We start from the raw sequence: 11,630 nt of genomic DNA on the forward strand, positions 1-11,630 counted from the left end.
GGGACTCAGTGCCCGCCGTGCTCCGCGTGCTCGTGGATCGTGTTCGTCTCCGCGATCTTCTTCCAGGACTTCGGCTCGGTCCGCGTCGCCGGGGCCGCCTGCAGTGAGCGGGCCTCGGGGCTCGACGCCGCGGGGTTGAGCGCTGCGGCGTCCGGCTTGCCGGGGGTGTACAGCCAGGTCTGGAAGAGCGGGGCCAGGGGCTGGCCGGAGACCCTCTCCGCGTACGAGACGAAGTCCGCGACCTTCGCGTTGCCGTAGGCGCGCTCGGTCGGCCAGCCCTTGAGGATCTCGAAGAACTTCTCGTCGCCGATGTGGTTGCGCAGCGCCTGCAGAGCGATCCCGCCGCGGTCGTAGACGGCCCCGTGGAACTGGTTCTCCGGACCGGGGTCACCCGGCTTGACCTGCCAGAACGGGTCCTCCGCGGGACGCGTGGAGTAGGCCCAGTCGGCCAGCTCCTGCGCCGTGCCCTCGCCCTCCTTCTCCGACCACAGCCACTGGCTGTAGCGGGCGAAGCCCTCGTTGATCCAGATGTCCTTCCAGCCGTCGACGGACACGCTGTCGCCGTACCACTGGTGGGCCAGCTCGTGCACGACCACCGAGACGTTGGCACCGTTCTGGAACTGCCGGGGCCCGTAGAACGGCCGCGTCTGCGTCTCCAGCGCGTAGCCGGCGCTCACGTTCGGCACGTATCCGCCCAGGGCGTTGAAGGGGTACGGCCCGAAGACCCCCTCCAGCCACTGCGCGACCTCACCGGTCCGCTCCACGCTCGCGCGCGCCGCCCCCGCGTTGTCGCCCAGGTCCTTGCTGTACGCGTTGAGGACCGGCAGCCCGCTCGCCGTCTTGTCGGTGGTGATGTCGAACTTGCCGACGGCCAGCGTGGCCAGGTAGGTGGCCTGCGGCTTGTTGGAACGCCAGTTGTACCGGGTCCAGCCGAGCCGCGAAGTCTGCGACTGGAGCACGCCGTTGCTGATGGCCTGGGTGCCGTCGGGAACGCTCACGGAGACGTCGAAGGTGGCCTTGTCCAGGGGGTGGTCGTTGCTCGGGAACCACCAGACCGCCGAGTCGGGCTCCTGCGCCGCCACCCCGCCGTCGGGCGTGCGCTGCCAGGCCGTCCAGCCGTCCACCTTCAGCTCGGAGGGCTTCCCGGCGTACTTGACGACCACGGTCAGCGGGGTGTTGCGGGCGAGGGGCTTGGCCGGGGTGACCTCCAGCTCCTGGGTGCCGGACGTGGCGAACTTCGCCTTGACCCCGTTGACCCTTATCTCGCTGACCTGGAGGCCGAAGTCGAGGTTGAAGCGGGACAGGTCCTGCGTGGCGGTGGCGAGGAGGGTGGCGGTGCCTTCGAGCAGGTCGGTCTGCGGCTGGTACTTCAGGCGCAGGTCGTAGTGGGACACGTCGTATCCGCCGTTGCCGCTGGCCGGGTAGTAGGGATCGCCGATACCCGGGGCGCCCGGACCGGCACTCGCCGCCGACGCCGGGATCACCAGCAGCAGGGAGGCGGCGAGCACGCTCGGGGCGATGACTTTGCGGTGCACGAATGGCTCCAAGTGGTAGGGGAGACAGATCGGTTCAGGCCTTGTCGCTCGACCGTATTCACCCCTGGGGCCTCACGTCATGTCCATGGCCTTTGCTGTCACACGATCGCCATTCGGCCGTCACGAGCTGGTAGCCCACGCCCCGTCCGCGCCGGGCGTACGGAGCCCGTGACCTGCAAGAACCGTACGGATCCGAAGACTTCGACGGGGACGCCGAGCGCGAGGAATCCGGCCTCGCGGATGGCTGAAACGAGCGAGGTGCTCAGCCGCCGGTTTCGGTGGGGTCGGGTGTGTGCCGGGGCGTCCCCGCAGGGCGCCGAACACACCGCCGCCGCACCCCCCGACCCCTCACCACGTTCGGCGCCCGAGGAGACGCCCCGGCGCGCGGCCGGCCCCGCCGGAACCGGCCCGGCCACCACCGGCCCGCCCGAAGCGGCCCGGCCGAAGCCGCCCAGGCGGGCCCGTCCGAAGTTGCCCAGGCGGGCCCGCCCGAAGCCGCCCAGGCGGGCCGGGCCGAAGCCGCCCGCCCGAAGCCGCGCAAGCCGGCCCCGCCGCGACGCCGCCCCCCCGCCGTGAGACCCGGACCACGGCCCCCGCCCTACCCGCCATACCAAGCAGTCGGTAACCTGCGGCGCATGACGCTTCCCCCGCTCGCCGCACGGCACTGCTGGCACGCAGCGATCAACCCGCTGCACTCCACCATCTACTTCTCGCCGGACACCGCCAAGGAGTTCGCAGCCCTCGGGATCACCGACCCCGTCGCGGTCAACCTCGCACACCGGTCCGCCGCCATGGGCGCCGTCGGAGCGGGAGTGGTGACGGCCGCCTTCTACAACTACCGCCACGACCTCGTCGCCCGGCACCTGCCCGCCGTATGGGACACCGCCACCCCCGAGCAGGCGCTCGCCGCCCGCCTGCGGACCGCCGACAGCACCCTGCGCCGCCTCCTCGGCGCCGAGACCATAGCCTCGCCCGAGCTCGCCGAGGCCGCCGACCTGGCCATGCGCGCCACCGAGGGCTGCACCCGGCACGCCCGCCCGCTCTACGCCGCCCACGCGGACCTCCCCGTACCCGAGGAGCCGCACCTGCGCCTGTGGCACGCCACCACCCTGCTGCGCGAGCACCGCGGCGACGGCCACCTCGCCGCCCTGCTCCTCGCGGACCTGGACCCGCTGGAGGCGCTGGTCAGCCACACGGCCACCGGCAAGGGCATGACCCCGAAGTGGCTCAAGGCCATCCGCGGCTGGGAGCAGTCCGACCTGGACGCCGCCGCCGAGCGGCTGCGCGAGCGCGGGATCCTGGACGCGGACGGCGAGCTCACTGAGGAGGGCAAGGCCGTACGCGGGCGCCTGGAGGCCGACACCGACCGGCTCGACGCAGCCCCGTACGAGCACCTCGGCGAGCAGGGCCTGGCCCGGCTGCACGAACTGGGCGGCGGCCTCGTGATGAAGGCGTTCGCCGCCGGGGCCTTCCCTCAGGACCTCCTCGGCAAGCGCTGACGCCGGCGCGAAGCGGGCCCTGACGGGCGGCGACGGACAGGTCTCCCGCCGTCCGTCACCGCCACCTGCCACAATTGGCAGCCTTCCAGTGCAAACGAAGGCAGGCGGGACCCGATCGTGACGATGTCCATCGAAGGCAGGATCGCCGAGGAGCTCGGCGTACGGGAGCGGCAGGTCAAGGCCGCCGTCGAGCTGCTCGACGGCGGCTCCACCGTGCCGTTCATCGCGCGCTACCGCAAGGAAGCGACCGAGATGCTCGACGACGCCCAGCTGCGCACCCTTGAGGAGCGGCTGCGGTATCTGCGCGAGCTGGAGGACCGGCGCGCGGCGATCCTGGACTCCGTACGGGAGCAGGGCAAGCTCGACGCCGAGCTGGAGGCGCGGATCAACGCGGCCGACACCAAGGCCCGGCTGGAGGACATCTACCTGCCCTTCAAGCCCAAGCGGCGCACCAAGGCGCAGATCGCCCGCGAAGCCGGCCTGGAGCCGCTCGCCGAGCGCCTGCTCGCCGACCCGTCGGTGGAACCGGCCGCCGCGGCGGCCGCGTTCGTCGACGCCGACCGGGGCGTCGCCGACCCGGCCGCCGCCCTGGAGGGCGCCCGCGCCATCCTCACCGAGACGTTCGCCGAGGACGCCGACCTGATCGGCGAACTGCGCGAGCGCATGTGGGGCCGCGGCCGGCTCGCCGCCAAGGTCCGCGAGGGCAAGGAGGAGGCGGGCGCCAAGTTCGCCGACTACTTCGACTTCACCGAGCCGTTCACCGCGCTGCCCTCCCACCGCGTCCTGGCGATGCTGCGCGGCGAGAAGGAGGACGTGCTCACGCTGGAGCTGGAGCCGGAAGAGCCGAGCGAGACCCCCGGGCCGTCCACGTACGAGGGCATGATCGCCCGACGCTTCGGGGTGAACGACCGGGGCCGCCCGGGCGACAAGTGGCTGGCGGACACGGTCCGCTGGGCCTGGCGCACGAAGATCCAGGTGCACCTCGGCATCGACCTGCGGACCCGGCTGCGCGCCGCCGCCGAGGACGAGGCCGTACGGGTCTTCGCCTCGAACCTGCGCGATCTGCTGCTCGCGGCGCCCGCGGGCACCCGCGCGACGCTCGGCCTGGACCCGGGTTTCCGGACCGGAGTGAAGGTCGCCGTCGTCGACGCGACGGGCAAGGTCGTGGCCACGGACGTGATCTACCCGCACGTGCCCGCCAACAAGTGGGACGAGTCCCTCGCCAAGCTCGCCCGCCTCGCGAAGGAGCACGCCGTCGAGCTGGTCGCCATCGGCAACGGCACCGCCTCCCGCGAGACCGACAAGCTCGCCGGGGACCTCATCGCGCGCCACCCCGAGCTGAACCTCACCAAGGTGATGGTCTCCGAGGCGGGCGCGTCCGTGTACTCGGCCTCCGCCTTCGCCTCGCAGGAACTGCCCGGCATGGACGTGTCGTTGCGCGGCGCGGTCTCCATCGCACGCCGTCTGCAGGACCCGCTCGCCGAGCTCGTCAAGATCGACCCGAAGTCGATCGGCGTCGGCCAGTACCAGCACGACCTGTCCGAGGCGAAGCTCTCCCGCTCGCTCGACGCGGTCGTCGAGGACTGTGTGAACGGCGTCGGAGTCGACGTCAACACCGCCTCCGCGCCGCTGCTCTCACGGGTCTCGGGCATCAGCGGCACGCTCGCCGAGAACATCGTGTCCCACCGCGACGCCAACGGCCCCTTCCGCAGCCGCAAGGGGCTCAAGGACGTGGCCCGCCTCGGCCCGAAGGCGTACGAGCAGTGCGCGGGCTTCCTGCGGATCCGCGGCGGGGACGACCCGCTGGACTCCTCGGCCGTGCACCCCGAGGCCTACCCGGTCGTACGGGCCATGGGCAAGACGGCGGGCGGCGAGGTCGCCGCCCTGATCGGCAACACGTCGGTCCTGCGTTCCCTGCGGCCCGAGCAGTTCGTCACCGAGGCCTTCGGTCTGCCCACGGTCACCGACATCCTGCGGGAGCTGGAGAAGCCGGGGCGCGACCCGCGCCCCGCCTTCAAGACGGCGACGTTCAAGGAGGGCGTGGAGAAGATCGGCGACCTGGCTCCGGGGATGATCCTGGAGGGAGTGGTCACCAATGTGGCGGCCTTCGGCGCCTTCATCGACATCGGCGTCCACCAGGACGGCCTCGCGCACGTCTCGGCGCTGTCGAAGAACTTCGTGAAGGACCCCCGGGACGTGGTCAAGCCGGGCGACATCGTCCGGGTGAAGGTCATGGACGTGGACATCCCGCGCAAGCGGATCTCGCTGACCCTGCGGCTGGAGGACGAGGCGGGGGCGGAGCGCGGCGCGGGCGCCCCGGGGCAGCGCGAGGACCGGCGGGGCGGTGGCCGTCCGCCGCAGCAGCGCGGCCAGGGCCAGCGGGGCCAGGGCGGCCAGGGCGGTCAGGGCGGCCAGGGCCAGGGCCAGCGCGGCCAGGGCGGCCAGGGCGGCCAGGGCCAGGGCCAGCGCGGCCAGGGCCAGGGCGAACGCGGTCAGGGCCGGCGGCAGGGCGGCGGAGGCGCCTCCGCGCCCGCCCCGGCGAACAGCGCGATGGCGGACGCCCTGCGCCGCGCCGGCCTCACCAGCCCCGAGGGGCGACGCAAGGGGTAAGACCGCAGGTCACCGCGGCCGGCCCGGCACAGCCGACCGGCGTGTGAAGGTCTTCGTACGCAATGGCCGAATAGGTTCCCCACCTGGGGACTTTCCTTGCCAACTCCCGTACAAGATCTGTAGGCATGGTGGAACGCCCGTTCGTCACCCGGCGGACGGGCTTCCGCGTTTCTCTCCTCAGGACCGCATTCCCGGGGCCGCCTCGAAGGCGCAGGACGTCATGCCCATGCCAGTACACGCCTACCAACGCTGTCCCGGAAAGGGTCCGAAGAGGGATCACATGCCTCAGCGGCAACTCAGCATTCGCAAACGGTGCGAGAACATTCTCGGCCATCTGGATCTGCCCCACCCCTTCTCCCTCGACGAGCTGTGCCACCGGATCGCCGAGCGGCGCGGCCGTCCCATCCGGCTCCACCCCCTCCCCAAGGAGGCCGCGGAGTCGGGGGTGTGCGGACTGTGGGTCGGCACGACCAGCGTCGACTACGTCTTCTACGAGGCGCAGACCACCCCGCTGCACCGGGAACACATCGTGCTCCACGAGCTCGGCCACATCCTCTTCGGCCACCACGCGCTGGAGGGCGAGGAGACCGACGGGAACGCCCCCACCGTGCTCGGGCGCACCAACTACACCACCCGTCAGGAACAAGAGGCGGAGATGCTCGCCAGCATGATCCGCATCCGCACGGCGAACCCCGGCCCCCGCTCGGCCGCCCCGGCCCGCGGCGGCACCCTGGCACGCCTGGAGTCCGCCATGGGATACGCGCGGGGCAACGATGGCAGCTGACCTGACCGCCTTCGGCAACTCGCTCGCCGTCCCCAGCGTCGTCTGCCTGTGGATCGCGGTCCTGCTCCGCGCCCCCGGCGCCCTGCGCTCCCCGCAGCAGCGCGGCCTGTGGCTGGCCGTGGCCACCGCGGCCGCCGCGATGACCCTGAACCTGCCCGACGTGGTCGCGTACGCGATGCGCCGCGGCCCCGACTACGCCCACGCCATCGGGCTCTCCCGCAACCTCATCGGCGTGCTGTCGGCGGGCGCCGTGCTCTACTTCGTGGCCGCCACCACCCGGGGCCGCAGGCTCCAACTCACCTCCTGCGGCGCCACCGTGGCGTGGCTCGCCGCCCTCCTGGCCCTGGACGCGGCCGCCCCCGCGCACGGCGGCCACACCATGCCGCCGGTCGGCGACCCGGTGCCCTCCCTGCCGTACTGGCTCGTGCTGATCTCGGCGCACGTGATCGCCAACATCGTGTGCGTGTCCCTGTGCTGGCGCTACAGCCGCCGCACCGAGAGCCGCGGACTGGCCGCCGGGCTGCGGCTGTTCGGCCTCGGCACCGCGCTCGCCGGAGTGTTCTGGCTGGCGTACCTGGGCAAGGCCCTGTTCGCCAGCACCTGGGCGATGCCCGCCCTGCCCCTGCTGATGAACCTGCACGGCCTGCTGCGCGCCGCCGCGATCCTCGTACCGACCCTGTTCACCCTGCGCCGCACCCTCGCCGACCTCGCCACCGCCTGGCGGCTGTGGCCGCTGTGGCGCGACCTGGTCCAGGCGGTCCCGCACGTGGCCCTCAACAAGCCGCGCGCCGGGCGGGTGGTGGAGCTGCTCTGGCCGCCGGTCCCGCGCAACCTGCTGGTGTACCGCAAGGTCATCGAGACGCGCGACGCGATCCTGATCCTGGGGGAGTACGTGGCCCCGGGCGCCCTGGAGCGCGCCCGGGGCGCCGCCGCCGCGCACGGGGTCCCCGAACAGCGGCGCACCGCGGCCGCGCTGGCCCGCGTACTGAAGGAGGCGCGGCAGGCCAAGCTCGACGGGCTGCCCGGGCAGCCGGGCGAGGCCGCCGCCCTGGAACTGCCCGCCGCGATCCACACCTCGCAGGAGGGCGGGGACCTGGCCGACGAGGCCCGGTTCCTCGTCGACGTCGCCCGCGCGTACGCCGCGCCGGGCACCACAGGGAAGTGAAGCCGTCTTGACGACCGTACTGATCACAGGGGCCAGCGCCGGACTGGGCGCGGCCTTCGCCCGGGGCTTCGCGGCCAAGGGCTGCGACCTGGTCCTCGTCGCCCGTGACAAGGACCGCCTCGACGCCGTCGCCGCAGGGCTGGCCCGGGAGTACGGCGCAGCCTGCGAGGTGCTGCCCGCCGACCTGGTGGACGCGCAGGCCTGCGCGGCGGTCGCCGAGCGGCTCGCCGACCGGGCCCGGCCCGTGGACATCCTGGTCAACAACGCGGGCTTCGGGCTGCCCGCCCCCTTCCCCTACAGCCCGGTCGAGGACGAGGAGCGGATGCTCGACCTGCTGGTCAAGGTCCCGCTCCGGCTCACCCACGCCCTGCTCCCGGGCCTGCGCGAACGCCGCCGCGGGGCGGTGCTCAACGTGTCCTCGGTGGCCGGGCTGCTCCCGACCGGCACGTACGGAGCCGCCAAGGCCTGGGTCACCGCCTTCAGCGAATCGCTGCGGGTGGACATGGAGCCGTACGGGGTGCGCGTCCTGGCGGTGGTCCCCGGTTTCACCCGCACCGAGTTCCAGGAGCGCGCCGGCATGGACGTCAGCGCGCTGCGCGACGCGGTTTGGCTGGAGCCGCAGGCCGTGGTCGCCCAGGCCCTGAAGGACCTCGCGCTGCGCCGCCCGGTCAGCATCACGGGCCGCCGCTACCGCGCGTACGCCCTGGCGGCCCGCCACCTCCCGCGCGCCTTCGTGGCCCGCAGGATGGCCCGCACGCGGCGCGCCCCGGCCGAGCGGCCCGACGAGCGCTGACAGCCCGGCCGCTACGGCAGCCCGATGCGCGGCCCGGTGACGGGTCCGCGCAGGGCCTGCTGGGCAGAGGGCGGCTCAGTGGCCGTACCCGTGGCCGTGGCCGTACCCGTGGCTGTAGCCATGGCCATGGCCATGGCCGTGACGGTGGCCTCCCCAACCGTTGTCGTCGTCGTCATCGTGGTCCCAGCCGCCGTTCCGCCAGCCGCTGTAGTGACCGCTGTAGTCGTCGTCATCGTCGTCGCATCCGCCGCCGTTGACGTAACTGACGGGCTGGGCCGGTACCGCCGCCGAGGCGGTGCCCGCCGTGCCGAGCGCGGCTCCGCCTGCCATCAGGAGACCGGCAGCGGAGGCCACGAAGAGGCGCTTCGCTCGCTGTGCATGCATGGGTATTCCCTTTCCTTCCACCCGGTCGCACCTCTGCGAGGCACGGAGGGGGCGGAACCGCGGCCGCCGGAAAAAGTGAGCGGCGCGGATCGGATACAGGGCCGCGGGAAGTGCGGAGGCGCGTGTCCGGCCACGAGGGGCTCCGGCGCCACACGCCCGCCGGCGCGATGTTCCGGCCAGGACGGCGTGCTCCGCAGGTGCGGCTCTCACCCATAAAGGCTAGTCCCGTACGAACCGTTCGGCACATCGAGATCCCAAGGACGCCCACGGCGCCGCAGACCGGAGCCCCGAACGGAGCCCCCGGCTAGAGCTCGACCACCTTGCCGACCGAGACCTCCAGGCGGCGGGTCACGTGGACGGCGTCCAGCATGCGGCGGTCGTGCGTGACCAGCAGCAGGGTGCCCTCGTAAGCGTCGAGGGCCGCCTCCAGCTGCTCGATCGCCGGGAGGTCCAGGTGGTTGGTCGGCTCGTCCAGGACCAGGAGGTTCACCCCGCGGCCCTGGAGCAGGGCCAGGGCCGCGCGGGTGCGCTCGCCCGGGGACAGGGTGGCGGCCGGGCGCATCACGTGGGCCGCCTTCAGGCCGAACTTGGCCAGCAGGGTGCGCACTTCGGCCGGCTCCGTCTCGGGGACCGCCGCGCAGAAGGCCTCCAGCAGCGGCTCGTCACCGAGGAACAGACCGCGGGCCTGGTCCACTTCACCGACCAGGACGCCGGAACCGAGGGTGGCGGAGCCGGAATCCGGCGCCAGCCGGCCCAGCAGCACGGCGAGGAGGGTGGACTTGCCGGCGCCGTTGGTCCCGGTGATCGCGACCCGGTCCGCCCAGTCGATCTGCAGGCTGGCCGGGCCGAAGTCGAAGTCCCCGCGCCGCACGGCCGCCTCGCGCAGGGTGGCCACCACCGAGCCGGAGCGGGGGGCCGCCGCGATCTCCATGCGCAGCTCCCACTCCTTGCGGGGCTCGTCGACGACCTCCAGCCGCTCGATCGCCCGCTGCGTCTGGCGGGCCTTGGCGGCCTGCTTCTCGCTGGACTCGCCGCGCAGGTTCTTGCCGATCTTGTCGTTGTCGCTGGCCTTGCGGCGAGCGTTGCGCACGCCCTTGTCCATCCAGTTGCGCTGCATCTGCGCCCGGCCTTCGAGCGCGGACCGCTTGCCCGCGTACTCCTCGAACTCCTCGCGGGCGTGGTTGCGGGCCCGCTCCCGCTCCTCCAGGTAGGACTCGTACCCGCCGCCGTAGAGGTTGATCTGCTGCTGCGCCAGGTCCAGTTCGAGGACCTTGGTGACGGTCCGCACCAGGAACTCGCGGTCGTGGCTGATCACCACCGTGCCCGCGCGCAGCCCCTTGACGAAGCGCTCCAGCCGTTCCAGACCGTCCAGGTCCAGGTCGTTCGTGGGCTCGTCGAGCAGGAACACGTCGTAACGGGAGAGGAGCAGCGAGGCGAGGCCCGCGCGGGCCGCCTGGCCGCCGGAGAGCGCCGTCATGGGCAGGTCCAGGCCCACGGTGAGGCCGAGGTCGGCGGCGACCTCCTCGGCCCGCTCGTCGAGGTCGGCGCCGCCGAGGTCCAGCCACCGGTCCAGCGCGGTCGCGTACGCGTCGTCCGCGCCCGGCGTGCCGTCCACCAGGCCCTGCGTGGCCGCGTCGAGCTCCGCCTGGGCGGCGGCCACGCCCGTACGGCGGGCCAGGAACTCCCGCACCGACTCCTGCGGCCTGCGCTCCGGCTCCTGCGGGAGGTGGCCGACGGCCGCGGTGGGCGGGGAGAGCCGCAGCTCGCCGGTCTCGGGGGTGTCCAGCCCGGCGAGCAGCCGCAGCAGGGTGGACTTCCCGGCGCCGTTCACGCCGACGAGGCCGATGACGTCACCGGGGGCGACGACGAGGTCGAGATCGGCGAAGAGCGTGCGCTCACCGTGCGCGGCGGTGAGCTTCTTGGCGACGAGGGTTGCAGTCATGATGTGCCGATCCTATCGGCCGGGGCCGAGCGCCTCGGCCTGGCCGGATAGGTGGGAAGCGCGTCATTGCGGCCGTCCCGGGCGACGGACCACCATGAGGCCATGTCGTCGTCGCCGCGAAACGTGCTGGTCGTCCTCTACGAGGGGGTGCAGAGCCTGGACGTGACCGGACCCGTGGAGGTGTTCGCCGGGACCGGGCGCTTTCCGGGGCGGGCGGGCTACGCGATCCGGACGGTGTCGCCGGGAGGCGAGTCCGTCCGCACGAGCAGCGGCCTGACGCTGGTGCCGGACGGGGACCTGGAAAGCGCCCGGCCGGGGGCGGGGACCACGCTGCTGGTGCCCGGGGGCCGGTACACGGCCGACTTCGAGCCGCGGCTCACCGACTGGCTCCGCGCCCACGGGGGTGACGCCGGGGCGCTATGTGGAACGGGTCCGGGTGGAACACGCCCGCCGCCTGCTGGAGGAGAGCGGGGAGGGGATCGCGCAGATATCCCGGGCCTGCGGCTACGGTACGCCCGAGGCACTGCGCCGGGCCTTCCTGAGGACCCTGGGCCAGCCCCCGGCCGAATACCGCCGCCGCTTCGGCCCCCCGCCCCACCGCGGTGCCCCGCGCCCTTCCCCCGGCCCTCCCCCTGCCCCGCCCGGGGTATAACCAGGCCCCCGGGGCTCCGCCCCAAGCCCCGGGGGCTCCGCCCCAGGCCCCGGGGGCTCCGCCCCAAACCCCGGGGGCTCCGCCCCACTGGGGCCTGCCCAGACCGGGGCTTTGCCCGGACCAGGGGTGTGCCCACCGGGGTGTTGTCCGCCTGGGCTTCGCCCGAACCCGGGCTTCGCCCGAACCCGGGCTTCGCCCGAACCCGGGCTTCGCCCGAACCCGGGCTTCGCCCGAACCCGGGCTTCGCCCGAACCCGGGCTTCGCCC

General features: G+C 73.3%; 8 protein-coding genes and 2 pseudogenes. 7 read left to right on the forward strand and 3 right to left on the reverse strand.

What is annotated here, in order from left to right:
- Window positions 1-5: 5 nt before the first annotated feature.
- A complete protein-coding gene (locus AC07DU_RS11790; RefSeq protein ID WP_479110910.1) occupies window positions 6-1,535 on the reverse strand; it encodes a M1 family metallopeptidase in 1,530 nt (509 codons plus the stop codon).
- A gap of 635 nt (window positions 1,536-2,170) precedes the next feature.
- On the opposite strand from AC07DU_RS11790, the gene AC07DU_RS11795 reads away from it, so the two are divergent.
- The 5 genes from AC07DU_RS11795 to AC07DU_RS11815 all read left to right on the forward strand — a co-directional run bounded on the left by AC07DU_RS11795 (window position 2,171) and on the right by AC07DU_RS11815 (window position 8,386).
- Window positions 2,171-3,034 carry an SCO6745 family protein gene (locus AC07DU_RS11795; protein WP_360888998.1) on the forward strand — a complete coding sequence of 288 codons (864 nt, stop codon included), beginning with the start codon at window positions 2,171-2,173 and terminating at the stop codon, window positions 3,032-3,034.
- A 117-nt stretch (window positions 3,035-3,151) separates the two neighbouring features.
- Entirely contained in the window at window positions 3,152-5,644 is a 2,493-nt protein-coding gene (locus AC07DU_RS11800) for a Tex family protein (RefSeq protein WP_479110912.1), read from the forward strand.
- Between the two features lie 280 nt (window positions 5,645-5,924).
- A complete protein-coding gene (locus AC07DU_RS11805; RefSeq protein WP_479110914.1) occupies window positions 5,925-6,428 on the forward strand; it encodes a hypothetical protein in 504 nt (167 codons plus the stop codon).
- Complete coding sequence (locus tag AC07DU_RS11810; protein WP_479110916.1) at window positions 6,418-7,593, forward strand: MAB_1171c family putative transporter; 1,176 nt, start codon at window positions 6,418-6,420, stop codon at window positions 7,591-7,593. The genes AC07DU_RS11805 and AC07DU_RS11810 overlap by 11 nt, the downstream gene beginning before the upstream one ends.
- Before the next feature lie 7 nt (window positions 7,594-7,600).
- Window positions 7,601-8,386, forward strand: coding sequence for an SDR family NAD(P)-dependent oxidoreductase (locus tag AC07DU_RS11815; RefSeq protein WP_479110918.1), 786 nt, complete (start codon window positions 7,601-7,603; stop codon window positions 8,384-8,386).
- 75 nt (window positions 8,387-8,461) lie between these two features.
- On the opposite strand, the gene AC07DU_RS11820 is transcribed toward AC07DU_RS11815, so the two are convergent.
- Together AC07DU_RS11820 and AC07DU_RS11825 are read right to left on the reverse strand one after the other, a co-directional pair.
- Window positions 8,462-8,770, reverse strand: coding sequence for a hypothetical protein (locus AC07DU_RS11820; RefSeq protein WP_479110919.1), 309 nt, complete (start codon window positions 8,768-8,770; stop codon window positions 8,462-8,464).
- A 304-nt stretch (window positions 8,771-9,074) separates the two neighbouring features.
- A complete protein-coding gene (locus AC07DU_RS11825) occupies window positions 9,075-10,712 on the reverse strand; it encodes an ABC-F family ATP-binding cassette domain-containing protein (RefSeq protein ID WP_479110921.1) in 1,638 nt (545 codons plus the stop codon).
- Between the two features lie 102 nt (window positions 10,713-10,814).
- Here AC07DU_RS11825 and AC07DU_RS11830 point away from each other — a divergent pair.
- A pseudogene (locus tag AC07DU_RS11830) lies at window positions 10,815-11,051 on the forward strand (DJ-1/PfpI family protein); the annotation flags it as partial.
- Between the two features lie 52 nt (window positions 11,052-11,103).
- A pseudogene (locus AC07DU_RS11835) lies at window positions 11,104-11,364 on the forward strand (helix-turn-helix domain-containing protein); the annotation flags it as partial.
- Window positions 11,365-11,630 lie beyond the last annotated feature (266 nt).

Source organism: Streptomyces sp. NPDC045695, assembly GCF_056432025.1.

Bases quoted from the DNA above. Each gene is read 5' to 3' on its own strand.
- AC07DU_RS11795 (WP_360888998.1), top strand. From the start codon at position 2,171: ATGACGCTTCCCCCGCTCGCCGCACGGCACTGCTGGCACGCAGCGATC.
- AC07DU_RS11805 (WP_479110914.1), top strand. From the start codon at position 5,925: ATGCCTCAGCGGCAACTCAGCATTCGCAAACGGTGCGAGAACATTCTC.
- AC07DU_RS11810 (WP_479110916.1), top strand. From the start codon at position 6,418: ATGGCAGCTGACCTGACCGCCTTCGGCAACTCGCTCGCCGTCCCCAGC.
- AC07DU_RS11820 (WP_479110919.1), bottom strand. From the start codon at position 8,770: ATGCATGCACAGCGAGCGAAGCGCCTCTTCGTGGCCTCCGCTGCCGGT.
- AC07DU_RS11825 (WP_479110921.1), bottom strand. From the start codon at position 10,712: ATGACTGCAACCCTCGTCGCCAAGAAGCTCACCGCCGCGCACGGTGAG.